This is a genomic window from Serratia sp. K1WW1, assembly GCF_055790865.1.
This window is the reverse complement of sequence record NZ_CM147697.1, coordinates 3,922,148-3,948,459: the sequence shown is the minus strand read 5'-3', so window position 1 is coordinate 3,948,459 and position 26,312 is coordinate 3,922,148. Positions and strand designations below refer to the sequence as shown.

General features: G+C 40.1%; 19 protein-coding genes. 18 read left to right on the top strand and 1 reads right to left on the bottom strand.

What is annotated here, in order from left to right:
• The first annotated feature begins 5 nt into the window (after window positions 1-5).
• Window positions 6-1,364, top strand: a complete 1,359-nt coding sequence (gene dcuC / locus ACX9GU_RS17820) for an anaerobic C4-dicarboxylate transporter DcuC (protein WP_473195211.1) — start codon at window positions 6-8, stop codon at window positions 1,362-1,364.
• A 68-nt stretch (window positions 1,365-1,432) separates the two neighbouring features.
• On the opposite strand, the gene ACX9GU_RS17815 is transcribed toward dcuC, so the two are convergent.
• A complete protein-coding gene (locus ACX9GU_RS17815) occupies window positions 1,433-3,019 on the bottom strand; it encodes a TerC family protein (RefSeq protein WP_166734592.1) in 1,587 nt (528 codons plus the stop codon).
• Between the two features lie 667 nt (window positions 3,020-3,686).
• On the opposite strand from ACX9GU_RS17815, the gene galU reads away from it, so the two are divergent.
• The 17 genes from galU (at window position 3,687) to ACX9GU_RS17730 (ending at window position 26,300) form a co-directional block, all read left to right on the top strand.
• Window positions 3,687-4,586: a UTP--glucose-1-phosphate uridylyltransferase GalU gene (galU, locus tag ACX9GU_RS17810; protein ID WP_021180603.1), complete on the top strand. Its 900-nt coding sequence runs from the start codon at window positions 3,687-3,689 to the stop codon at window positions 4,584-4,586.
• Window positions 4,587-4,632: 46 nt separating this feature from the next.
• Window positions 4,633-5,529, top strand: a complete 897-nt coding sequence (locus tag ACX9GU_RS17805; protein ID WP_473192398.1) for a sugar phosphate nucleotidyltransferase — start codon at window positions 4,633-4,635, stop codon at window positions 5,527-5,529.
• A 315-nt stretch (window positions 5,530-5,844) separates the two neighbouring features.
• Entirely contained in the window at window positions 5,845-6,981 is a 1,137-nt protein-coding gene (locus tag ACX9GU_RS17800; protein WP_473192397.1) for a polysaccharide export protein, read from the top strand.
• 29 nt (window positions 6,982-7,010) lie between these two features.
• On the top strand, window positions 7,011-7,445 hold the full coding sequence (locus ACX9GU_RS17795; protein WP_174333431.1) for an arsenate reductase/protein-tyrosine-phosphatase family protein: 435 nt from the start codon (window positions 7,011-7,013) through the stop codon (window positions 7,443-7,445).
• 12 nt (window positions 7,446-7,457) lie between these two features.
• Window positions 7,458-9,623, top strand: a complete 2,166-nt coding sequence (wzc, locus tag ACX9GU_RS17790; RefSeq protein WP_473192396.1) for a tyrosine-protein kinase Wzc — start codon at window positions 7,458-7,460, stop codon at window positions 9,621-9,623.
• A gap of 269 nt (window positions 9,624-9,892) precedes the next feature.
• Entirely contained in the window at window positions 9,893-11,029 is a 1,137-nt protein-coding gene (locus ACX9GU_RS17785; RefSeq protein WP_473192395.1) for a glycosyltransferase family 4 protein, read from the top strand.
• Between the two features lie 199 nt (window positions 11,030-11,228).
• Entirely contained in the window at window positions 11,229-12,212 is a 984-nt protein-coding gene (locus tag ACX9GU_RS17780; RefSeq protein WP_473192394.1) for a glycosyltransferase family 4 protein, read from the top strand.
• Between the two features lie 12 nt (window positions 12,213-12,224).
• Window positions 12,225-13,379 carry a glycosyltransferase family 4 protein gene (locus ACX9GU_RS17775; RefSeq protein WP_473192393.1) on the top strand — a complete coding sequence of 385 codons (1,155 nt, stop codon included), beginning with the start codon at window positions 12,225-12,227 and terminating at the stop codon, window positions 13,377-13,379.
• Window positions 13,380-13,508: 129 nt separating this feature from the next.
• A complete protein-coding gene (gene wbaP / locus ACX9GU_RS17770; RefSeq protein ID WP_473192392.1) occupies window positions 13,509-14,942 on the top strand; it encodes an undecaprenyl-phosphate galactose phosphotransferase WbaP in 1,434 nt (477 codons plus the stop codon).
• A 190-nt stretch (window positions 14,943-15,132) separates the two neighbouring features.
• Window positions 15,133-15,822: an acylneuraminate cytidylyltransferase family protein gene (locus ACX9GU_RS17765; protein ID WP_473192391.1), complete on the top strand. Its 690-nt coding sequence runs from the start codon at window positions 15,133-15,135 to the stop codon at window positions 15,820-15,822.
• Window positions 15,823-15,825: 3 nt separating this feature from the next.
• On the top strand, window positions 15,826-18,066 hold the full coding sequence (locus tag ACX9GU_RS17760) for an N-acetylneuraminate synthase family protein (RefSeq protein ID WP_473192390.1): 2,241 nt from the start codon (window positions 15,826-15,828) through the stop codon (window positions 18,064-18,066).
• Window positions 18,067-19,308 carry an oligosaccharide flippase family protein gene (locus ACX9GU_RS17755; protein ID WP_473192389.1) on the top strand — a complete coding sequence of 414 codons (1,242 nt, stop codon included), beginning with the start codon at window positions 18,067-18,069 and terminating at the stop codon, window positions 19,306-19,308.
• Window positions 19,302-19,808, top strand: coding sequence for an acyltransferase (locus ACX9GU_RS17750; protein WP_473192388.1), 507 nt, complete (start codon window positions 19,302-19,304; stop codon window positions 19,806-19,808). The genes ACX9GU_RS17755 and ACX9GU_RS17750 overlap by 7 nt, the downstream gene beginning before the upstream one ends.
• A gap of 29 nt (window positions 19,809-19,837) precedes the next feature.
• Window positions 19,838-20,851: a hypothetical protein gene (locus tag ACX9GU_RS17745; protein ID WP_473192387.1), complete on the top strand. Its 1,014-nt coding sequence runs from the start codon at window positions 19,838-19,840 to the stop codon at window positions 20,849-20,851.
• A 309-nt stretch (window positions 20,852-21,160) separates the two neighbouring features.
• Window positions 21,161-22,378, top strand: coding sequence for an O-antigen ligase family protein (locus ACX9GU_RS17740; protein WP_473192386.1), 1,218 nt, complete (start codon window positions 21,161-21,163; stop codon window positions 22,376-22,378).
• Between the two features lie 150 nt (window positions 22,379-22,528).
• Window positions 22,529-24,460, top strand: a complete 1,932-nt coding sequence (locus ACX9GU_RS17735) for an acyltransferase family protein (RefSeq protein WP_473192385.1) — start codon at window positions 22,529-22,531, stop codon at window positions 24,458-24,460.
• A 415-nt stretch (window positions 24,461-24,875) separates the two neighbouring features.
• On the top strand, window positions 24,876-26,300 hold the full coding sequence (locus tag ACX9GU_RS17730; protein ID WP_473192384.1) for a mannose-1-phosphate guanylyltransferase/mannose-6-phosphate isomerase: 1,425 nt from the start codon (window positions 24,876-24,878) through the stop codon (window positions 26,298-26,300).
• Window positions 26,301-26,312 lie beyond the last annotated feature (12 nt).

The window sequence follows — 26,312 nt, the reverse complement described above, 5'->3', positions numbered from 1 at the left end:
GAATAATAATGGAACTTCTGATTGGAGCCTTGGTGGCGGTGTTCGTTGGCCGTTACATCATCAAAGGCTATTCTGCCACCGGGGTGTTAATGGTTGGTGGCCTGGTGCTGCTGGCGGTGAGTGCATTTATGGGCAAAAATCTGCTGCCCGCCAGTGCGACTTCGACCGGCTGGCGCGTCACCGATATTTTCGAATATGTCAAAATCCTGCTGATGAGCCGCGGTGGCGATCTCGGCATGATGATCATGATGCTGTGTGGTTTTGCCGCCTATATGACGCACATTGGCGCCAATGACGTGGTGGTCAAGCTGGCCTCCCGCCCATTGCAGATGATCAACTCCCCGTATTTGCTGATGATTGCGGCTTACTTTGTTGCCTGCCTGATGTCACTGGCCGTCTCTTCAGCGACAGGGCTGGGTGTGCTACTGATGGCAACGCTGTTCCCGCTGATGGTTAACGTGGGGATCAGCCGCGGTGCAGCGGCAGCTATCTGTGCTTCTCCTGCAGCCATTATCCTTTCGCCTACTTCGGGTGATGTGGTGCTGGCCGCCAAGGCGGCCGAAATGCCGCTGGTGGATTTTGCCTTCAAAACCACGCTGCCGATCTCTATCGCCGCCATTATCTGTATGGCGATTGCCCACTTCTTCTGGCAGCGCTATCTCGACCGTAAAGCCAACGAACAGCACCACATCATGGACGTGAGTGAAATCACTACCAACGCGCCCGGTTTTTACGCCATCTTGCCGTTTACCCCGATCCTGGGGGTACTGGTCTTTGATGGTAAATGGGGGCCGGAGCTGCACATCATTACCGTATTGGTGATTTGTATGTTCTTGGCCGCGGTGATCGAGTTTATCCGCAGCTTCAACGCAAAAACGGTGTTCGCCGGTTTAGAAGTGGCTTACCGTGGCATGGCCGATGCGTTTGCCAGCGTGGTGATGCTGTTGGTCGCGGCTGGGGTGTTTGCCCAAGGTTTGAGCACCGTTGGCTTTATCAGCGGTTTGATCAGCCTGGCACAGTCGTTTGGCACCGGCGGTATCATCATGATGTTGGTGCTGGTGGTGATCACCATGCTGGCGGCGATGACGACCGGCTCTGGTAATGCGCCGTTCTACGCGTTTGTTGAACTGATCCCGAAACTGGCGGCACAAATGGGGGTAAACCCGGCTTATCTGGTGATCCCGATGCTGCAAGCTTCCAACCTGGGCCGTACGCTCTCGCCGGTTTCTGGCGTAGTGGTAGCGGTTTCCGGTATGGCAAAAATCTCACCGTTCGAAGTGGTGAAACGTACCTCGGTACCGGTGATTGTCGGGCTGGTGGTGGTGATTGTGGCGACGGAGTTGCTGGTGCCAGTGCACCTGTAAGCTATGTAGGCATGCTGTGCCGGTTTGATATCAATGCTGGGCACCTCAAGCGGGTGCCCAGCATTTATTTACTCTTCGTCCTCTTCGTTAGGGGTTACTAACGGCGTGATCTTCACCTTCACGATGCGGTGGCTACTGATTTCCAACGGTTCAAACAGATAGTCGCCAATCTTCAGCTGTTCCCCTTCGCGTGGAATGCGCTGGCAGTGCTCCATCAGCAACCCTGCCAAGGTATGATATTCCCGCTTTTCTTCTATCGGCAGTGGCACATACAGCACCAGATCTTCCAGCGGCATATGGCCATTGGCAATCCAGCAACCTTCGCTGGTTTGCTGGATATCATGGCGTGCATCAACCTCTTCATCGGCCTCTGGCAGATTACCGGCGATGGTTTCCATCACGTCGGTTAACGTCACCACCCCTTCGACCGAACCAAACTCATCCACCACAAACGCAAAGTGGGTTTTGGCCTGGCGGAACTGCTCCAACGCAGACAGCAGCGTTAACTGCTCCGGGAAGATCAGCGGCTGGCGCACCAAGGCCCGCAGATCCAGCGGTGATTGCTGCAACTGTTGTTTCAGCACGTCAATGGTGTGTATCACCCCTAATGGCTCATCGCTGGCGCTATTTTCGGTTACCACGATGCGCGTATGCTGGTTTTTCTCCAACAACTGCGTCAATTTATCCAGCGGGCCGTTAAGCCCAAGGTATTCCACATCGTGCCGCGAAGTCATGATACTGCTGACGGTACGCTGTGCCATGCCCAGCACCCGCTCGATCATATGGCGTTCCTGCTGGTTGAAGATTTCACCATTCTCGTTATAGCTGTCTGCCAGCAGATGTGCCGAATGGCTGTCGATCTCTGCCTCTTCGTGCTTGCCGCTTAACATGCGCAATACGGCTTCTGCGGTACGCTCACGCAAAGGCCGCACCTTGGAAAGGAAACGGCGGCGGTTAAACTGGGCAAACTGGTTCAGAGCTTCGATCATCACCGAGAAACCGATCGCTGCGTAGAGATAGCCCTTCGGAATGGCATAGCCAAAGCCTTCGGCCACCAGGCTGAAACCAATCATCAGCAAGAAGCTGAGGCATAGAATAACAATGGTTGGGTGGGCATTCACAAAGCGCGTAAGCGGTTTGCTGGCCAGCAACATCAAACCAATGGCGATACATACTGCGATCATCATCACGGCCAGATGATCGACCATCCCGACGGCGGTGATCACCGAATCCAGCGAGAAGACGGCATCCAGCACCACAATCTGCGCGACCACCGGCCAGAAACGCGCACCTTTGCGTGTCCCATGGTGTTCTTCGTCTTTACCCTCCAGCCGCTCGTTCAGCTCCATGGTGGCTTTAAACAGCAGGAAGATACCCCCGACCAGCATTATCAGGTCGCGGCCACTGAAAGCGTGCCCCATGGCCACAAAAAGCGGTTTGGTCAAGGTAGCGAGCCAGGATATCGAGGCAAGCAGCGCCAGGCGCATTACCAGCGCCAGCAAAAGACCGACAATGCGGGCTTTATCACGTTGTTTCTTGGGTAATTTCTCCGCCAAAATGGCGATAAAGATCAGGTTGTCAATGCCCAGTACGATTTCCAGTACAACCAGGGTGGCCAAGCCGGCCCAAATTGTTGGATCTGCGATCCATTCCATACGCCTAATTTCACCTTTTAGTTCGACGGCTTATGCCGCATTGAGAATGATGGACGCTGAGGGAGGGGATTTCAACATTAAATCCGCACTGGGTGCGGGTAATCTATGTTAGTAGAATAATTAGACAGTGTCAGGATCTGGTCATTGGGGGTAAGCACCAGAAAACATAGAACAAATAGCTGTTTATAAATTCCGCGCTTAGATAATAAGCATTATAATCAATTTGTTATAAAGTAGTTAAACGAGTAAAATCTTAAAAATCGAGTATCCTTAGTAGTCTTATTCTGAAAAGGTCTTAATGCAGCCACTAAGACTTGTTTCACCGGGTCATTAGTATAAGAATCTTAGCATCCTATAAATGATAGCAAGACTGACCACTTGGCCAGGAAGGCACTGCCTTTTCCTTACTCTGCGACTTGCCTCTCATTAAATTCTGAACAGAACCTCAGGTTCATCTACGAGCGTGGAGTCTGCTGCACGCTTGTCAGTTCAAACATTGTCTACAGTGCATTGGTAGCTGCAAGCCAAGGGCGGTAGCGTGCCTAAAACGTCACTTTAAGATTGTAATTTATTGATTTTTATATTTAAAAATTCATTGTGGCGTAAGGCTCTACCACTTTTCCTGGCTCTGTTACACTTACTTGTTATTTGTCGGTGGAAAAAATTCATGCAAAAAAGATTGAAGGCCGTTATCCCAGTAGCAGGTTTGGGCACTCGTATGCTGCCCGCAACCAAGGCGATCCCTAAAGAAATGCTGCCTGTGGTCGATAAGCCACTGATTCAGTACATCGTGAGCGAATGCGTTGCGGCGGGCATCAAGGATATCGTACTGGTTACGCACTCATCGAAAAACGCGATCGAAAACCACTTTGATACCTCCTTTGAGCTGGAAGCGACGTTGGAAGCTCGAGTAAAACGCCAGCTGCTTGCCGAAGTACAAAGTATCTGCCCGCCAGATGTAACGGTGATGCAAGTGCGCCAAGGGCAAGCCAAAGGGCTGGGTCACGCGGTGTTATGCGCTCAACCGATGATTGGGGATAACCCATTTGTGGTGCTGCTGCCGGACGTGTTATTGGATGACTCTACCGCCGATCTGCAGAAAGAAAACCTGGCCAAAATGATCCAGCGCTTCGAGCAAACCGGCTTTAGCCAGATTATGGTCGAGCCAGTACCGGAAGAGGATGTTTCCAAATACGGTGTGGTCGATTGTGGCGGCGTGGCGTTAGCCGCTGGTGCAAGTACGCCTATGACCGCGGTGGTAGAGAAACCTGCGCGGGAGGATGCGCCATCTAATCTGGCCGTAGTGGGGCGCTATGTCCTCTCTGCCGATATCTGGCCATTGCTGGAGAAAACGCCTCCGGGAGCTGGCGATGAAATCCAACTGACCGACGCCATTGCCATGCTGATGGAGCAGGAAACGGTAGAAGCTTTCCATATGAGCGGCAAATCCCACGACTGTGGTGACAAACTGGGCTATATGAAGGCGTTTGTACAGTATGCCCTGCGCCACCCTTCCGAAGGCGAAAACTTCACCCAGTGGATGAAACAGACCCTGAACAGCAAGTAATTGCCTGAGCCGGTTAGCACGACCACGAGATTTTAAGAGGAACACCATGTCGATGAAGTTGAAAGCCGTCATTCCTGTTGCTGGTCTGGGTATGCGCATGTTGCCTGCGACCAAAGCGATCCCGAAAGAGATGCTGCCGATCGTTGATAAGCCGTTGATCCAATATATCGTCAACGAATGCGTGGCTGCCGGGATCAAGGAAATCATTCTGGTTACCCACTCCTCCAAGAACGCGATCGAAAACCATTTCGACACGTCTTATGAGCTTGAGGCGATGCTGGAAGCGCGCGTGAAGCGTCAGTTGCTGGATGAAGTTAAATCCATCACGCCGAAGGGCGTAACCTTGATGCACATCCGCCAAGGGCAGCCGAAAGGGTTAGGGCATGCGGTACTGTGTGCCAAACCACTGGTAGGTGATTCACCTTTCGTGGTGGTGCTGCCGGACGTGCTGCTGGATGACGCCAAAGCGGATATGCACAAAGACAACCTGGCGCACATGATTGCCCGCTTCGAAGATAACGGGCTGAGCCAGGTACTGGTGCAGCCTGCGGATGAAAACGTGCTGTATGACTACTCGGTGGCGGAATGTGAGACTACTACCCTAAAACCAGGGGAAAGCTCGCGCATGACGTCGATTATTGAGAAGCCAAGCCGTGAAGTGAAACTGAAATCCAATTATTCTGCTGTTGGCCGTTATGTGCTCTCTGCCGACATCTGGCCGATTTTGGAAAAAACTCAGCCAGGCGCCTGGGGCCGAATTCAACTGACCGATGCGATTGCTGACCTGATGAAACAACAGACGGTAGAAGCGATGGAACTGGTAGGGGAATCGTTCAACTGCGGTGAAAAACTAGGCTATCTCCAGGCCTTTGTGACCTATGGCCTACGCCACCCAACGCAGGGCAAAGCCTTCCGTGAATGGGCCGAGCAGCTAAAATTGTAGTAATTTGTACTGAAAAAGAGCAGAAAAATCTTTATAGTTAGGGGCCTGCGGAAATCTCGGCGGGCCTTTTGACTTGTCCGAGACAGTTCGCACATGAAAACACTCCTGATGCATGCGCCACTCACTACGAGTCTGAGAGACATCTTAGCAAACCCAGACTCAACGTTTGCTCAATGAGTGCTTTCATGCGTGTATCGCAGGACTGCCGTACATAGCGCAAACAAAAAAATTTTGCTAAGCACCACCCCAGGCGGCCACGGTTGGCCAGGTGTTTAGCGTTGCAAGTTTACTTACTTTGAAAGTGATGAAAATTCGATGGCAAAGAAACAATGGAAGCTGATACCGCTACTGGTATCAATCAGTGTGATCAGCGGCTGTACCGTGGTCCCTGGCACCCACCTCTCTACCAGCGGTAAAAATGTTGTTAAGCAGGAAGACAGCGATTTTAATCTGAACGAACTGGTCAATATCTACCCGATGACGCCTAGCCTGGTTGATAAAATGCGACCAAAGCCGGTCTCTGCGCAAACCAACCCTGTCTTGGAACGTGAACTTCAGAGCTATGAATATCGCATTGGTGTGGGCGATGTATTGATGGTTACAGTTTGGGATCACCCAGAGCTAACCACCCCCGCAGGACAGTACCGTAGCGCCAGTGACACAGGCAACTGGGTAAATGCAGATGGTACCATCTTCTACCCATATATTGGCAAGGTGAAGGTTGCAGGGAAAACAGCTAGCCAAGTGCGAAACGAAATTGCCAGCCGGTTAGCGCAATATATCGAAAGCCCACAGGTCGATGTAACTATTGCAGCTTTTCGCTCACAGAAGGCCTATGTGACAGGCGAGGTGGCAAAATCGGGCCAACAGCCGATTACCAACGTGCCGCTAACCGTTATGGATGCAATCAACGCAGCAGGTGGGCTTGCCGAGAATGCTGACTGGCGTAACGTGGTGTTAACACACAATGGCAAAGAGCAGCGTATATCGCTTCAGGCACTAATGCAGAAGGGCGACCTGATGCAGAACCATTTGCTTTATCCTGGTGATATTCTTTACGTACCACGCAATGACGATCTAAAAGTCTTTGTGATGGGTGAAGTGAAACAGCAGACGACCCTGAAGATGGATCGCAGTGGCATGACACTGACTGAAGCGCTGGGCAATGCTCAGGGGATGGATCAAGCAATCTCGGATGCTACTGGTATCTTTGTTATTCGCCCATTACATGGGACTGAAGGAAGTAAACTTGCCAGTATTTATCAGTTAAACGCGTCTGATGCGACCGCATTAGTGATGGGGACTGAGTTCCATTTGCAACCGTATGATATTGTTTATGTCACGACTGCGCCAATTGCGCGTTGGAACCGTGTAGTTAGTCAGCTAGTACCAACAATCAATGGATTCAACAATCTCAGCGAAGGCGCATTACGTATTCGCAATTGGCCATAGTCGACAAATAGGTAGACTGAGTAGCAATTATGTTTAGTTCAATTCTGGTCGTATGTGTCGGTAACATTTGTCGCTCCCCTACCGGGGAGCGGCTGTTAAGAGAAGCGTTACCTAATAAAAAAGTAGATTCGGCGGGCATAGGTGCACTAGTAGGTAAACCAGCTGATGCAATGGCAACCGAAGTGGCTAGTCTGCATGGTGTGTCTCTTGATGGACATCTGGCTAGACAACTGACAGGCACTATGTGTCGTGAGTATGATCTAATCTTGGTTATGGAAAAAGGTCATATAGATGCGGTTTGCCGTTTTGCTCCAGAGGTGAGAGGGAAAACAATGCTTTTTGGTCATTGGAATGAACAAAAGGAAATTCCGGACCCTTATCGTAAAAGTGCTGAGGCATTTGAATTTGTATATACTTTGCTTGCTGACTCCGCTCAGAAGTGGACACAAGTATTAAATCGCTAAACAGAGATGACGATGACTGAAAAAAATAGGGCTGTCTCTACTGCCAGCAAGGAAAACGACGATATTGATCTAGGGCGTTTGATTGGTACATTGATTGACCACCGCTGGTTAATTATTGGAATTACTACTCTGTTCGCCGTGATTGGTATAATTTATAGTCTATTTGCAACACCAATTTATCAGGCCGATGCAACAATACAGGTTGAACAAAATGTAGGTAATTCGCTTGTCAGCAACTTTTCACAAATGTTACCGAGTTCACCTCCTGCATCCTCAACAGAAATTGAAATAATTACATCAAGAATGGTAGTTGGGAAGACGATAGAAGATCTTAATCTTGATACTGTTGTAGAGCAAAAGTACTTCCCTATTTTTGGTCGTGGTTGGGCAAGGTTAATGGGGAAAAATGCAGGGGAAATTGCTGTATCTCGAGTTACTATTCCGCAAAGTATGGTTGAGCAATCGCTAGAGCTTACTATTATTGATAAAGACAGTTATTTAGTTAGTTATGATGGTCAAGAAATAATAAAAGGAAAAGTTGGGACGTTTGCTTCGGGTGGGGAAGTGTCTCTTCTTGTAAGTGAAATATCTGCCGATGCTGGAACTGTATTTGAGATTAACAAACTATCAAAGCTAGCCGCTACGTTGCAACTTTTAGATACTTTGACTGTTGAAGATAAGGGAAAGGATACAGGTATTCTTTCGATTACTTTAATGGGGGACAATCCTGAAAAAATAAAGAAGACGATCGACAGTATAAGTAGTAACTATCTTATGCAGAATGTTGAGCGTAAATCGGAAGAAGCTGAAAGGAGTTTAGCTTTCTTAAAGGAACAGCTTCCGATGATCAGAGAGTCGTTAAATACTGCCGAGGACAAACTTAATCGTTTCCGTAAGGAAAATGATTCTGTTGATCTTTCTCTTGAAGCTAAGTCAGTGCTAGATACAATAGTTGGCGTTGAAGCTCAGCTTAATGAACTAACATTCAAAGAGGCAGAGATCTCTAAATTGTATACTAAGGAGCATCCGGCTTATCGTTCTTTGCTTGAGAAAAGAGTTACATTGCAACAAGAGAAAAATAAACTAGATAAGCGAGTTGGGAAAATGCCAGCAACGCAACAGGAAATTTTGCGTTTAACTCGCGATGTTGATGCAGGTAAAGAAATTTACATGCAGCTGTTAAATAAGCAACAAGAGCTATCTATTACTAAGGCAAGTACAGTTGGTAATGTGAGGATTATCGATCCAGCAGTTGTTCAGCCAAAACCAGTTAAACCGAACAAAAGCTTGATAGTACTAATTGCAACTGTAGTCGGCGGTGTTGTCTCAGTAATGGCTGTTCTAGTAAAGAATATGCTTCATCGAGGGATTGAAAGCCCAGACCAATTAGAAGAGAAGGGTATAAACGTATATGCAAGTATACCTTTATCAGAATGGCAACAGAAGAAAGACAGTGAGTTGATTCTTCGTAGCAATAAAAAGAGTAATACTCGCTCAAAAACACTTCTCGCTGTTGGAAATCCAACCGACTTGGCTATCGAAGCCATCAGGAGCCTTCGTACTAGCCTGCACTTTGCAATGTTGGAGTCTAAAAATAACGTCCTGATGATTTGCGGTGCTAGCCCAAATATTGGTAAGACATTTGTTACAATTAACTTGGCTGCGGTCATTGCGCAAACAGGATTACGAGTCTTAACCATCGATGCTGATATGAGAAAAGGCTATTCTCATACTCTTCTGAATATGCCATGGAAAGATGGACTTTCAGATATCTTGTCTCAGCAAGTCTCAATAGAATCTGCTATTAAAAAAACAGAAGTTAAAAATTTAGACTTCATTTCACGTGGGACAATACCTCCAAATCCGTCTGAATTATTGATGGGGGCACGGTTCAATGAACTCATTGAATGGGCCGAAAAGAATTATGATATTGTTATGATTGATACTCCTCCAATTCTCGCGGTTACTGATGCTGCCGTTATTGGACGTTTGGTCGGCACAAGTTTATTGATTGCCAGATTTGCTGTTAATACAGTGAAGGAAATGGAAGTAAGTATACAACGCTTCAACCAGAATGGAATAGACATTAAAGGCGTTATACTTAACGCAGCAGAGAAGCGCGCTAGTAGTAGCTATGGATATGGGTACTATCAATATGAGTACCAATCAAAAGAGTAAGTAAAATCGTTCGAGTGAAAAAGCGATACCGAATATTCGGTGTCGCTTTGTAAAGGATTATGTTGAATTTTGTACTGTACTAGCTATATTTGTTAGTTTGAATCAAAAGAAACGTTATATATCGCCTTGGTTAAATACTATGCCTTTTTTTTGATAATGGTTGCTAGTAAATAAATATGTAGTAATATTCGTATATTTTTCGCATAACCTTTAAACTATGCCTCCTATTTTTAAGTGGATGTCTTCTTTATAAGGTGATCGATTGCAGCATGAAAATTATTATTGTAAATACACTTTACCATCCGTTCAAAATTGGTGGCGCAGAGGTTTCAGTTCAATTACTAGCTGAAGAGTTGGTGCAAAAAGGTCACCATGTAAGAGTTATATGTTTACATAACCTTAAAGAAAGGCACAATGAAAAAATCAATGGGGTTGAAGTAGTATATCTTCCGCTTAAAAATATTTATTGGCCATTTGATGATAATAAAAAGGGCAAGTTAAAAAGACTGTTATGGCATATTATAGACTTGTATAATATTCTCATGGCCAAGGCAGTGTCTAAAGAAATTGAATATTTCAAACCAGATGTGGTTCATACAAATAATATTGCTGGTTTTTCTGTTGCCGTATGGGCTGCGATAAAAAAAAGTGGTATAAATATAAAACTGGTTCATACATCTCGTGATTATTATTTATTTCATCCAAACTCTACAATGTTTCATAAGGGTAGGAATATTAAGCCTGATGAAAATATTGTGCATTTTTGGTCGTTTATAAAAAGAGCTGCCAGCAAGAATGTAGACAACTATATTGGTATCAGTAATTTCATCAAAAACTTCCATGTAGAGAATGATTTTTTCCCTAATGCCACTTCCACTTTTATATATAATGCAGTAGAGAAACCATCGTTCAATGCTACTGAGTCAAAATCACTACGATTTGGGTTCGTTGGTCGACTAACAAAAGATAAAGGTTTTGATGTATTTTGCCAATTGACTGACCATTTTAAAAAAGATTATCCAGATGCCAGTTTTAGTGCGGCAGGCCGATTTTCAAATAATGATGGTTCAGAAGAATTGCAGATTTTGGCTCATAAGACAGGTGTAAATTTATTAGGGTTCGTGCCTATAAACAAATTCTTTGAGCAAGTTGATGTAGTTGTCTTACCTATAAAGTGGCGTGAACCATTTGGCCGAGTTGTAGTAGAGTCTGCGTTAGCAAATAAAATTGTTTTGACCAATTCAGTTGGTGGAATTTCTGAGTTAAAGTGTTTTTTTTCAAAAATAAAATTTATTGAGGATTTAGGAAAAATAGAATTAAACGTAAAAAGTGACTCAATAAATAAAGACAAGATATTTACGCGCAGTGAAATTGCTAACAAGTATATTGATGTTTATATAGAGTGATTTTTCTGTAGGGTGGCGATTAATCTATAGCAAGTTGTGTTGGTCGTGTATAGTGAAAACTATAGAATAGTAAGCAATTATTTTAAACAACTGAACAATGATTCCTGTTTGTGACGTTTACTTGTCATTATCAAAAGATAGACAGTGTAGCACGGATATTACTTGTTTTTTATAGTGTATATCGATAAGAGCATAGATAATGAAAAAAATACTAATAGATAATCGATGGAATGGAACTGGCGGGATAGGAACTTTTGCTCATGAGGTCAATAAGATAAATGCTTATGACGATGCAGGATTCTCGGGGGCACCGTACAGTCCTCTGGATTTTATTAAAACAAGCATTAGGCTCTTAAAAAAAAGAGGGCGTATTATATTTTTTCCAGGTTATATACCGCCAATTTTTTCTCAAGATGATTTCGTTTTCACGATTCATGATCTTAATCATTTGGATAGAAAAGAAAATGCCAGCCTCTTTAAAAAATTATTTTATCATTTAGTAATACTCCGAGGGTGTAAAAAAGCAAAATATATTTTCACAGTATCTAATTTTTCTAAAAATAGAATAGCTGAATGGTCTGGAATAGATATTAATAAAATTATTAATGTAGGCAATGGAGTATCGGAAGAGTTCAAACCATATGGTGAGACTTTTAATTATGGGTTTGAGTATATTCTGTGTGTTAGTAATAGAAAGGCGCATAAGAATGAATTAAGAACACTTCTGGCATTCAAAAATGCTAATTTATCTCAAGAAATAAAACTTTTATTTACTGGTAAATCATCAGAAGAAATCAACAAATACATAAAAGAACTAAACTTAACGGATAGAGTTTGCTTTTCAGGTTATTTAAAACAAGAAGAACTACCAAAATTATATCGAGGGGCAAAAGCGCTAATATTTGTTTCTTTATATGAAGGCTTTGGTTTACCGGTAGTTGAGGCCATGGCCAGTGGTATTCCAGTTATCACCTCTACAACGACGTCTCTTCCAGAGGTAGCTGGTGAGGCTGCACTACTTGTTGACCCAACTAATACTCAGGCGATTTCAGGAGCAATAGAAGAAATTTATTACAATGAAAAAATAAGGACTAGACTTATTGAACGTGGACTAAATCAATCCAAAAAATACTCATGGGATATAACAGCAAGAAAAATCAGCGAAGTACTATCAAAAATATAATGGAGCTATGACATGAAAAAAAATTTCAATATTGGTATCGTAGCTGATTGGTTAGTTACATACGCTGGCGCTGAAAAAGTTTTAGCTGAACTTTTTAATATATATCCTGAAGCGACATTGTATTCGGTAATTGATTTTCTATCTGATAAAGATCGTGAGAAAATTGGGGGGGCAAAAGCAAAAACTACTTTTATTCAGAAATTACCATACGCAAAAACCAAGTATCAAAAATATCTGCCAATATTACCTTTTGCTATTGAACAGTTAGATGTCTCTTGTCATGATGTCATTATTTCTAGCTCACATGCTGTAGCAAAAGGAGTATTAACTGGCCCTGATCAATTACATATTAGTTATGTTCATTCTCCTATTCGCTATGCATGGGATCTTCAGCATCAATATCTAAAAAATGCTGGATTGAATAGTGGTTTAAAAGGTATTATGGCCAAATACTTTCTTAGCAAAATGAGAATATGGGATTACCGTACCGCTAATGGTGTAGACCACTTTATTGCTAATTCTCATTTCATAGCCCGAAGAGTAAAGAAAGTTTATGGCCGAAGTGCAGATGTTATATATCCACCAGTTAATGTGGATAGGTTTATTATGAACGAAAAGAAAGATGAATACTATCTTACTGCCTCCAGGATGGTTCCATACAAGAGAATTGATTTAATTGTAGAGGCTTTTAGTCATATGCCGGATAAAAAATTGGTCGTTATTGGTGATGGCAGTGAGATGAAAAAAGTTAAAAGCTTAGCGGGAAGGAATGTTGAAATTCTGGGGTATCAAGATGATGACACTTTGATTAATTATATGAAAAATGCAAAAGCATTTGTGTTTTGTGCTGAAGAGGACTTTGGTATTACCCCAGTTGAAGCCCAAGCATGTGGTACCCCTGTTATAGCATTTGGAAAAGGGGGAAGTCTTGAGACTATAATACCAATCGGGAATCGTAATTCAACTGGCGTTTTTTTTGAAATTCAGAATTTGAAATCTATTATAAATGCTGTTGAATTATTTGAAAATAATCAACACGAGTTTAGTCCACTAAGTTGCAGAAAAAATTCAGAGAGATTCTCTGAACAAAGGTTCAGAATTGAAATGAATGAGTATGTATCCAATAAATGGAATGAGTTTGAAATCGCGAAAAAAATACATTATTAATTTAGTTCAAAGTGATTAACTCAAATTAAAAATTGAAGATTGTTATTTTCCATTACTAACGATGCGTATTTTGAATAGAAATGGTTAGTAGTAAGCTTTTTAAGGCAGCTTGTATGCAAAGAGATTAATATGATAGATTATTTAACCTTATCAAAAAACTCGCTTGTTAAAATATCGTTGGCGGTTATAGATCTGATATCTTTCAATTTATCTATGATCATTTCAATTTTGTTGATTTATGTATTTCTTGATGTTGACCACATTTTTTCTGATCATTCTGATTTTATTTCTTTCTGCTATGCTTATGCAATTCTATCTATAGTATGCGTTGCTTGGTTTTGGATCAGGTTACGACATTATTCATATAGAAAACCTTTTTGGTTTGAACTAAAAGAGATGTTAAGGACTTTACTTATTTTCTCCGTGTTCAGTCTGGCTATAATTGGATTTTCTAAGTGGGAAGTGTCGCGTTACTTCTTGGTGCTTACTTGGACAACAACTTTCATACTATTACCTATTCTCCGTATATCAGTCAAGCATTTACTAAATAGATTAGGTCTGTGGAAAAAACAAACCATCATTATTGGAAGTAAAAAAAATGCACTTGAAGCATATATGGCACTTCAGAGTGAGGAAGTTTTAGGTTTTGATGTTGTGGCTTTTTATTCTGTTTCTGAAACAGATAAAAGCAATATTTCAGGGATTGATATCATCACAGATGAAGAAAAATTATGGGCGATGGTAAGTCCTAATGAAACCCAATTTATTGTTGCTCTAGAATTTGATGAGCATCTTATACGTGATTATTGGTTAAGAAAACTTGCGAAGCATGATTGTCGTTCAGTATCAGTAATACCAACATTAAGAGGTGTCCCTCTTTATGGTACTGATTTGTCGTTTATATTCAGTCATGAAGTAATGATTCTAAGAGTTAGTAATAGCTTAGCTAAGCGTACTTCACGATTTATCAAACGTGCGTTCGATATTGTTTGCGCAATCTTAATTATTATTATATTGTCTCCGATTCTTATGTTTATAGCATTTGCAGTCTCACGAGATGGGGGCAATGCTATATATGGACATGAGAGGGTTGGACGTAACGGCAAGAAATTTAAATGTCTTAAGTTCCGTTCTATGATCGTCAACTCTCAAGAAGTATTAGATAACTTACTGAAAAGTGATTTGGAAGCTCGAAACGAATGGGAAAAAGATTTTAAACTCAAAAATGACCCTAGAATTACAAGAGTTGGAAATTTTTTACGTAGAACTAGTCTAGATGAACTCCCTCAACTTTTTAATGTACTACTAGGTGATATGAGCTTGGTTGGACCCCGCCCTATCGTTGAGAAGGAACTTGAAAGATATGCTGGTGAAGTCGATTATTATCTAATGGCAAAACCAGGTATGACCGGACTTTGGCAGGTTAGTGGCAGAAATGATGTTGATTATGAAACAAGAGTTTATTTTGATGCATGGTATGTTAAAAATTGGTCTTTATGGAATGATATAGCTATTCTTTTTAAAACTATTAACGTAGTTTTGAAAAGAGATGGTGCATATTAACTTAGTGCAATAACTATTTATTTAAAAATTTTAGTTGATTACTTATTTTTCAAACTGAAGTTATTTATTATTCGTTTGTCAAATCCGTGCGCGTTTTAGCATGGTCGCAGTATTCGGTGTTGATAAATATAAAATGTCTATTAATCAATGTATATTTAAATAATAAATATTTTATTATTGGAGATGGTATATGAAGAATCTTGCAATAATTCCAGCAAGAGGTGGTTCAAAAGGTATTCCAAAGAAAAACATTAAGGAAATAGCAGGAAAACCATTAATAGCCTGGAGTATAGAACAAGCATTAAATTCTAAAGAAATAGATCGTGTGATCGTTAGCACTGATTGTGAGAGTATTGCGGAAGTTGCGAGAAAATATGGAGCAGAAGTTCCATTTATGCGTCCTGCCCATTTGGCTGTGGATACAGCAGCAACTGAACCATCGTTGGTGCACTGCTTAGAGTGGTTAGCAGTGCATGAAAATTACCATCCCGAACATACTGTGCTACTGCAGGCAACATCTCCAGTTCGTAAGGATGATGCGATTGATCTCGCAGTACGTAAATTAATCGATAAGAAGGCTGATTCATTACTTAGTGTTTGTGAGTTCTGGCATTTTCTATGGGAAAATGAAGATAATCCAAAAGCATTTTATGATTATTTAAATCGTCCAAGGCGACAAGATATTAAGCCTGAAAATATTAAGTTAAAAGAAAATGGCTCTATATATGTGACTAAGAGTGAGGTTTTGCTCTCGACAGGGAACCGCCTTGGTGGAAAAGTAGTTGCGCATAAAATGTTAGAAGAAGAAAGTTTTGAAATTGATACCTTGTTAGATTGGGCTGTGGTAGAAGCTATTTTGAAAAATTGGAGTGGGAAATAAGACATGTTGATTCAAAAAAAGATTTCGGACTTTTTGGTCTTTGAAACAGAGTCTATCATTAAAGCGTTAGAAAAAATAAATGCTAATAAAAAGCGTATTATCTTTGTAGTTACGGAAGATGGTAAACTTTGCGGATCATTTTCCGATGGAGACTTCAGACGTTGGATCACAAATGGTGATTTTGATCTGAGTCGTGAAATATCCGAAGTAATGAATCAAAATGTACGATATAAAAAAGTTGATGCAATACGCGCGGAGATAGATGCACTTTTCACTAACGGCGTTGACGTTGTACCATTGGTTGACGACTATCGTCGATTGGTTGCGGTCGCGCTTGCAAGTGAGAAAGGTCTAACTATTGGCAAGCACACTATTACTGAAACATCACCAGTCTATATTATAGCTGAAATTGGTAATAACCATAATGGTGACATCAATCTAGCTAAAGAATTGGTAGACCTTGCTGTTGGTGCAGGTGCTGATTGTGTAAAGTTTCAAATGCGCGACCTGAACACTTTATATAAAGGTGGGGATGATAAAGATAAATCAGCAGATCTTGGCGCTCAGTATACAATAGATCTGTTACGTAAATTCCAGCTTCCTAATGAACAATTACTTGAGGTTTTTGATTACTGTAAAACCAAAGGATTAACTCCACTATGTACACCTTGGGATTTAAAAAGTTTAGAATTACTTGAAGCGTATGGTATGGAAGCATATAAAGTAGCTTCTGCGGATTTCACGAACCATGAAATGTTAGGAGCCCTTGCCTCAACAGGAAAACCGCTCATCTGTTCAACAGGTATGTGCAGTGAAGCTGAAATCAAAAGTTCGGTAGATTTCCTTAAGGCTCGTGGTGCTGAATTCGTTATTTTGCATTGCAATTCAACTTATCCAACACCTTTCAAAGATGTAAATTTAGCCTATATCAAGCGACTACAGCAGGTCACTGGGAGTTTGGTTGGTTACTCTGGTCATGAGCGTGGGATTTCTGTTCCTATTGCAGTAACGGCTCTAGGTGCTCGTGTTATTGAAAAACATTTCACAATTGATAAAACAATGGAAGGTAACGATCATAAGGTTTCGTTGTTGCCTCCAGAGTTCAAGGAAATGGTTATTCGTATCCGTGAAGTTGAAGAGTCATTGGGACAAAGCGGTGAACGTACTATAACTCAAGGTGAAATGATTAACCGTGAAACACTTGCTAAAAGCTTAATTATTAATCGAGCTTTGAAAAAAGGTGAGGTAATCACTCGCGATATGGTCGAAGTAAAAAGTCCAGGTCAAGGGCTACAACCACTATATTTAGAGCAGTTAGTTGGTAAAAAAGCTAATCGCGACCATGAAAAAGGCGGGTATTTTTACGAGTCTGATTTAAATGAAATCGCGATAGAAGCTAAAGATTATGCTTTCAAACGACCATTTGGAATTCCAGTTCGTTATCATGATTATGGGAAATTGAAAAGCAAATCTAATTTAGATTTTGTAGAGTTTCACTTAAGCTATCAGGATGTTGAACTAGATTTAACTGAGTTTTTCTCAGAACCTGAAAACATTGGCTTTGCAGTGCATAGTCCAGAACTATTTGCCAACGACCATATTCTGAACTTGGCAACTGAAGATGACGTCTATCGGGCGCATTCAATTCAACAAATGCAAAAGGTATGTAACGTAACGCGTGCATTGAAGAAATATTTTCCTAAGACTGAATGCCCTGTTATCGTCCTCAATGCCGGTGGTTTTAATACAACAGGTTTTATTCCTAAAGAATCACGCCAAGTAATGTATGATCGTATTGCTGCATCGTTACAGGAAATAGATCAGGAAGGTGTGGAAATTATCATTCAAACAATGCCTCCTTTCCCTTGGCACTTTGGTGGGCAGAGCTATCATAACCTGTTCGTTGATCCTGATGAGATTCAGGCATTCTGTAAACAACACGGTTATCGTATTTGTTATGATACATCTCATTCGATGATGGCATGTAATTATTACCACTGGGATTTGCATGATTTCACAAGTAAAGTAGGGCCTTTTACAGCACATATGCACATTGTAGATGCATTGGGTGTTGATGGTGAAGGAGTGCAGATCGGTAAAGGTGATGTCAATTTTGATGAGTTGGCGAGTGATTTAGACCTCTATGCACCTGGGGCGCAATTCATTCCCGAAGTCTGGCAAGGGCATAAAAACCAGGGTGAAGGGTTCTGGCATGCTTTAAACTTTTTGGAAAAGTATCTTTAAATGAGCAGAACCGTTCTTGGAGCACTAACTTTATCAATAGGGGACATCCTCGGTAAAGTTATAGGCTTCGTTATACTGCCTTATTTAACATCACATCTAGGTGCGTCGGGTTACGGCGCACTTACCCTTTATCTTTCTGTAATTCAGATCCTGATAATATTTATTTCTTTCAGCGGTCAGGGATTGTTGCCAGTCAAATACATGCAAGAGGGGGAGGGTAGTTCTTTAGTTTTTCGACGCGATAATATAAGTCTTGCTTTTGTAGTAAGTATAATTCTGGTGATGATATTTTATGTATTGACATCGTTCACGCATCTTTCAGTTAGTTTTTCTGATGGATTTTTGGTTATACTTGCATCATTAGCTCAAGCTCTTAATTTTATAAACCTCTCTCATTTGCGAATAAGTCAAACGTATAAAATTGCAGCGATAGGACAGTTCTTGTTATCTGCTTTTAATGTGCTATTTACATTAATTTTATTCGGATTTATAGCTGCAACACCAGGTCAGAGACTGATTGCTATTGCGGCCTCATTTTTCAGTATCCAAATTGCTTATGAAATTATAGTTTATCGAAAAACTAGTAGAAACTTAAAAGCTACAACATCTTTATTCACTCGTTACAAAGAGATAATACAATATGGTATTTCCTTGCTACCACATCATGGTAGTTACTGGATAAAGTCTTCAATTGATCGGTTTTTCATTGCGCATTATATGAATACAGCTATTGTCGGTATTTATGGACTTGCGTTCCAGTTGACATCTATCATCATGTTGTTTTTTAGTGTGATTAATCAAGCGCTACAACCATTTATTTATCGTAAATTAAAGTCAGGTGATTTTAAAGGAGTGGAAAAGATTCAATATGGTTACACTGGCTTAGTAATAATTGCCTGCTTGATATACTACTTTATCATGCCATTTGTCTTTCCATATTTATTCAAATCAGAGTTCAATCAGGCGATATACTATTTTAATATTTTATTGCCTGGTGTGGCTTTTATGTCTATATATTATATTTACACGCACTCTCTTTTCTATTATCGAAAAAATAAGCTTATATCTCTTATTACCACTGGTTCGATGGTTACACATTTATTGGGTATTGTAGTCATTACTATGACCTCGATAAAAGTTGAGTATTTTTGTTTTGTTTATGCTGTTTCTAGTCTTTTTTCTTGTGTTGTGACATATGCTTTTGGAAAAAGACAAATTCACATAGAGAGGGCTAGATGTTAGTGATTCTTAAACGTTGGTTTGCAAAATTCCGCAAGTCACTATTTACGAGAAAAGTTATTAAGACGGCTTTAAGATGTGGCCTTTCACCCAAAGTTAATTATTTGACAGTTGTCAATAATAAAACGACGCTAGGCAACAACTTCAACTCTAATGGATTGAAGATTATCGGTAAGGGAAGCGTCAGAATTGGTGATAACTTTCATTGCGGTTTTGGTTGCGTACTTATAACTGAGAACCATAATCATAATGGAAATGCGATACCTTACGATAGTACTTATATAGTAAAAGATATTAAAATAGATGATAATGTTTGGCTAGGTATCAATGTTATTGTTTTACCCGGTGTAAACATTGGAGAGGGTGCCATTATTCAAGCTGGTAGTGTAGTGATTAAAGATATTGAAGCCTATGCTATTGCAGGTGGTCACCCAGCCATAGTTTTTGCGAAACGTGATGTTGAGCATTATTTACGCTTGAAGTCTGAGTGTAAATTTCACTGACTCATATGAGTATTTAAGGTATTGGGAAGATGGCTAAATATATTGCATACATAGAGTCTCCACTTCAGGCATTTAATTTAATAGAATATCTTGATGTAAATAATCTAGTGCTAGATTTATTAATTATTAATAAACGGACAAAAAATTCGCCATTTAATCATAGTCAAATTGCCTACCTTGTAAATATGGTGAAGCATCATTCGATAATGACAATTGATGTTGAAGGCCAGTTAGATAAGGTGATCGATATTCGTCGACAGCTAATAGGTGTTAACCGCTTAGCTAGTCGAGATGAGGTGGTAACATTAATTGCGGGTGAGTATCGTGCGCGAGTTTTTTGGATGCTTGCGAATAAATTTCCACGCCGTGATGTAGTATTACTAGATGATGGTACCGCTACGCTTAGAATTCAACGTAGTGATAATTTATCCATGCGTAGCATGCTAAAAAGTGCCATGCTAAAATTATTAGGAATGGTGAATAATGAGAGGGAAAAAATAACTTTCTTCACTGTTTATGATATCGAAAATAAGGTAAGTAAAAACGATTGCGTAATTCGTCATAATTATCAAAACTATAAAGCTAAACTGCAAGACTTACCACAAGGAGAAAATAAAGTATTCATTATTGGGTCTCCACTATATGAAGCTGGCGTGACGATTGTAGATGACGTCGAACTTACAATGAAAATGATTCGTAGCCTTAAGTGTAATAACGAAAAGACTAAGTTTATATATATTCCACATCGCCGAGAGCGAGATGAAAAGCTTAGTGCTCTTGAAGGTGAAGTTGAAGTATGTCGTCTGGGTTATCCTTTTGAGGTTTATCCCCTTGTCACGGGTGAAAATATACTTTCTATTGCGGGATTTTATTCGTCACTGTATGATAATCTGGTTAAAATTTATGATGATAGAATCAAGGTAACGTCCTTTGTTCTAGATCATGACGTTTTATCCCCTGAGTGGATAGATTTCGTAGCCTCTGTTTATAAAAACTATGAGGGCTATAAAGATGCGGATATAACTTTTGTTAAAGAGTTTTAGAATAAATAAATTTCGTTGGTGATGAATGTATTTTCCTGATGTGATATTCTAAGTATCTGAGGAGTATAGGGTTGTACATACTTATGTGATGTACTTATCCAAAGGGGTAAGATTCTCAGAAAATCGATGATCAGATTTATATCTAGATAATATTTAATCTCATACACACTCAATTATTTTTATGGATTAGCATCTGTGACGAAAACTTACCAAATTAATTTTATTTGCAATAAGCAGAAAATCAACTTGAGGTTGCGTTTTATTCCATTCTAATCGCATAATCGAAAAAAAAGTTGATAGGAGTTTTTCATGAGCGTAGCAACGATCAGATACTCATCATTTATAATGTTTATCTGTGCAATTGGGAGTCAGTTAACTGATGTTAGCATAGGCCCATTGAAACTTTGGGAGTTTTTGGCAATAACCATTCTTGCTTTTTCTATTAGGACAATAGATAAGAAATATAGCCCTTTTATTCTTTTCTTTGCTTTGTTGTTGTTTTTTTCATTTATTGCCACTTATTTCTCGGATGTTAAATATTACAGTTACGGCGGATTAAAGGAAAAGTATATTATATCAATTGTAAGATTTACTGAGTTAATGCTATGTGTTTTGACTGCAATGACAGTATCCAATGCAGCACGGAAATATAATGCAGACCCTATGAATCTAATTTCTAAGTTCATAAGTTATAATTTTTATCTTACAGTGATTGTTTTACTTTTATTTTGTGGAGATCTTTTTCTTAATACTAAAATTGTAAGCTATGGTATAAAGGGGAGACTTAGTGGTTTCTATGTCGAGGGGGGGCCATACGGACTATTTATAAGCACCCTCATTTTTTTAGAATTAATTACAAGTAAAAGAAAATCTCACTTAATTGTTTTCATAATTGCTCTTTTTTTAACTCAATCAAAAGCCGCAATGATATCTCTTCTTATCTTCGTAATGATAGGTTTTATGTTTAAGAATAGATTCTTAGCTAGTTTCGTCCTGCCACGTAACTTTTTTAGATTTTCATTTTTCTTGATAACAGCGGTAGTTATTACTTCTTTTGCTGCATATAAAGTAGCATATAATTATATCGAAGATATCCAGAACTCTAGCTACTTACTTGATAGCAGAAGTAATGATACAAGTTTTGTAATGGGTAGAATAGCAGCCTATCATATTGGTCCTAATATAATTATGGATAAGCCTGTTATCGGTGTTGGCCTTGGTGCGTATTCACTGGTTAGGAATAATCAAAAGTATAGCAAGGATTTTCCACAAGTAGATCGCTGGGACTTGACTGGTTTGGGAGGGTTATTTAATCTTCTAGTAGAGAACGGAGTTTTTGGACTTTTAGGTTTCATTTTTATCGTATTCAGGTTTTTTAAACTTGACACTTTAGGCTTGGGTTTTTTAATGCTTTTTATTGTTCCTTTCGCTTTGGGGGCTCAATTATACATGATTTATCCATGGGTTTACCTTGGATTATATGCATCAATTGTTTATTACAATAAAAAAATTGGCCTAGGGGATTAGAATTACGATGAATTTATAAGCTAAATAAATATTTACATTCTTCGTTAGGGCAAGTCTGTAAGCAAGAATAAATTTGCACACGTAACTTGGATTTTTAAAAGAGTATAATTTTAGCTATGAATTGCAAAAGGTGCGCTGAGGGAGAGTGTTGTGGACTATAGGAAAGACATTGATGGCTTGAGGGCTTTGGCTGTTTTGATGGTTGTCTTTTATCATTTGGGATTTGACTGGATACCTGGTGGGTTTGTAGGAGTTGATGTTTTCTTCGTAATATCCGGATTTTTGATAACGGGCATCATTTACAAAGGTATTAGTACGAATGAGTTTAGTATAATTGAATTCTATATAAGACGAGCAAGGCGGATACTTCCGGCACTCTACACGATGCTTATTATAGTTTTGATTTTTGGCGCTATTTTCTTTCTTCCGCGTGACTATTTCAATCTTGCTAAAACGACCATTTCAGCTGCGCTATTTTACTCGAATATATTATTCTGGAATATGTTTGGAGAGTATTTTGCTCTTAACTCACAAGAGCAACCATTGTTACATACATGGTCACTATCCGTTGAATGGCAATTCTACTTCTTGTGGCCGTTTTTTCTATTATCTATATTAAGGTTTTTAAAAGTAAACTTTATCAAACCAATGATGTTTAGCTTGGTTATTATTTGCGTTGTTATTTCTCAATATGGTGCTCTTAAATACCCTTCGGCTGCCTATTTTCTTCTGCCGACTAGAGCTGGAGAACTGATAATAGGTGGTTTGGGATATTTCTTAATGCCTAGTGCATCAAGAATGAAACCATTAATATGTAATGTATTTTCAATAATTGGTGTGCTACTGATTATTGTATCTTCGCTAGTATTGACAAAACATTCTGCTTTCCCTGGATTTAACGCTTTATTACCGTGCCTTGGTGCACTTCTAATCATTTTGTCAACTGAGAATGGTGTTGTAAATAAGCTAATTTCTATTAAGCCAATTGTTTTTATCGGTTTAATATCTTACTCATTGTATCTGTGGCATTGGCCTATTATTGCGGTATTTAATTACTATGATGTTGAGATAAGTAATGTTATAGCTGTAATGATTTTTTCTGCGTCTTTACTTTTAGCTGTTTTGAGCTGGAGATTTGTTGAAAGGCCTACTAGTCGAATAAAGGTTAATAATAATTTTTCACGTGCCGTTCTATATTTTATTGGGCCTGCCACGTTTACTATTTTATTATGCTCAATTGTTCTATTAACTAATGGATTCGGTTTCAGATATGATAATAATAAAAATTATATAAAGTCTCTTACTTCAAGAGACTTCCCGACATTGGCAAATGGTTGGTGTTATGGTATTGCTCCAGCTGCGGATGCTGAATTAGTTACTGATAAAAACATGGATTGTCATAAAACGAATAAAAATGGCACAATCAAAGTTCTTCTATGGGGGGATTCTCACGCAGGTTACTACGAACCTTTTTTCTATGATCTACTTTCAAATGATGACGTAAAAATTAGTCCGGTAAGTGTTGCTGGATGTTTTCCATCTATAAATATCTCTGGTGACGGTAATAATCCTAAAGTTTGTATGAAATCTAGAGAGGTAGTAAAAAAACGGCTTATTCATGGCGATTATGATATTGTTATTATTTCTGGTCGATGGGATGATAATATTTCTAAGCTAAAAGATATTGAAGATGCGATAGAATTCGCTTCTTATCATGCAAAGAAGGTCATTGTTATGGCCCAAGTTCCATTATGGAATGGAAATGCAGCAGATAAATATATCAAAAAAGAGTCATTGCCTCTTTATCATTATGTAAGTTCAACTCCAATTGATATCTCCCCAAAATATAAGCGTGCAAATTACGAGATACAATCTATAACTAAAAAATATCGTAACGCTTTCTACTTTAATTTAGAGGATCTCTTTGTTTTAAATCAAAAGATTAGCCCATATGATGCTGATGGTTTCCCTATTTATAAAGATGAGGATCATCTTAACTTATATGGTTCAAGGTATCTTTCTGAAAAATATAAAGGAACAGCAGCGGGACTCAATTTGATTAAGATCGTAAATGGTTTTTGATACTATTTTACTGCTTATAAGTGTGAATGTGAGGTTGCATCTGGTTTTCCAAGGTGCAGCACTTATTCACAATTTCGTTTAATTTTATGAAATTCGACAAGAAAACGTTGTCGATAAAGACCAAGTGTAAAAATACTTAAATTTTTCTTTGACAAAAGGACCAATCCTAATGCATTCCTTTTTTTGATAGCATTATATTTTACTGGGCTTTCAGTTTGATTTAATCAAATACACACACTGGCATATTGCATGATTCTATGTTTTTTTGCATATATCCTTACTGTCTTTGAAAGGAAAAGCCAACAAAAAAGCAAGAAAGTTAACTATAGATAATTTATTTCTCTTTCTATCTATCTTTTACTTGTCTGTATTGTTATACGCTCTATAGCAGAGGGTACTATAAAAGGATTACTTAATGTCAACTATAATTCCTGTCGTTATGGCTGGAGGTACAGGGAGTCGTCTCTGGCCACTTTCCCGTGAATCATTTCCAAAACAATTTCTGTCTATTGATGACAGTGGTTTTAGCCTGCTTCAGCAGACCCTGCAGCGACTCTCAGGGCTTGTTGGTGCTGAGATTGGTGCACCGTTGGTTATTTGCAACGAGAATCATCGTTTCCTTGTCGCAGAACAGTTGCGTGAGATCAACCAACTGGCAACAAATATTATTCTAGAGCCAGTGGGTCGCAATACGGCTCCGGCCGTAGCTCTTGCTGCACACCTTGCGGCAGAAGGGGATCCTGATAGCATTCTGTTAGTCTTAGCTGCTGATCACCTGATTAAAAAAGTGGATAACTTCCACATAGCTATCCAAACCGCGCTGCAATTTGCTTCTAAAAATCACCTAGTCACGTTTGGAATTATCCCTGAACATCCAGAAACGGGCTATGGCTATATCAAGCGCGGTAGTATCTTGTCCGACGGTTGTTTCAAAGTAGATTCTTTTTTTGAAAAACCTTGCCTTGAAAAAGCAGAAGAGTATCTCGCTTCTGGCGAATACAGCTGGAACAGTGGCATGTTTATGTTCAAGACGGCCAAATTCCTGCAAGAACTGGAGCTGTTCTGCCCAGAAATTTTTTCTAATACCCAGAAGTCAGTCGCCGAAAGTAAGCGGGATATGAACTTTATACGGGTGGCACACGAAACGTTCGGGCATTGCCCTAGCGACTCTATCGACTATGCAGTAATGGAGAAAACCAGCGATGCGGTGGTGATCCCAATCAATGCAGGTTGGAGCGATGTTGGCTCTTGGTCATCATTATGGGAAGTGTCTGAAAAAGACACACAGGGCAATGTGAACATTGGCCAAATTATCTCCATAAATTCCAATAATAACTATATCTCGTCTGAATCTGCATTGGTTGCTACCATTGGTCTGGACAATCTGGTAGTCATCAATACCAGTGATGCATTGCTGATCTCCACTAAAGATCAGGTACAGGACGTCAAGAAAGTCGTTGATGAGTTGAAGAAGCGTAACCTTCATCATTATCGGCAGCACTCTTCCTCCTACCGTCCATGGGGCACCATCTGCGATATCGATAATAGTGAACATTTCCAAGTCAAAAAACTGATTGTTCACCCAGGACAAGGCCTATCTTTACAGCGTCATCTCCACCGTGCAGAGCATTGGGTTGTTCTGAGTGGCACGGCAAAAGTAAATCTTGAAGATAAAGAATTTTTGCTTTCAGAAAACCAGTCCACCTTTATTCCTGCCGGGTGCGTTCATACGTTGGAAAACCCAGGGAAGATCGATCTTGAAATCATAGAGGTGCGTTCTGGTTTCTATCTGGGAGAGGACGATATTGAACGCTTACATGACCGGTATGGTAGAGTTTGACTGAAGGATTTG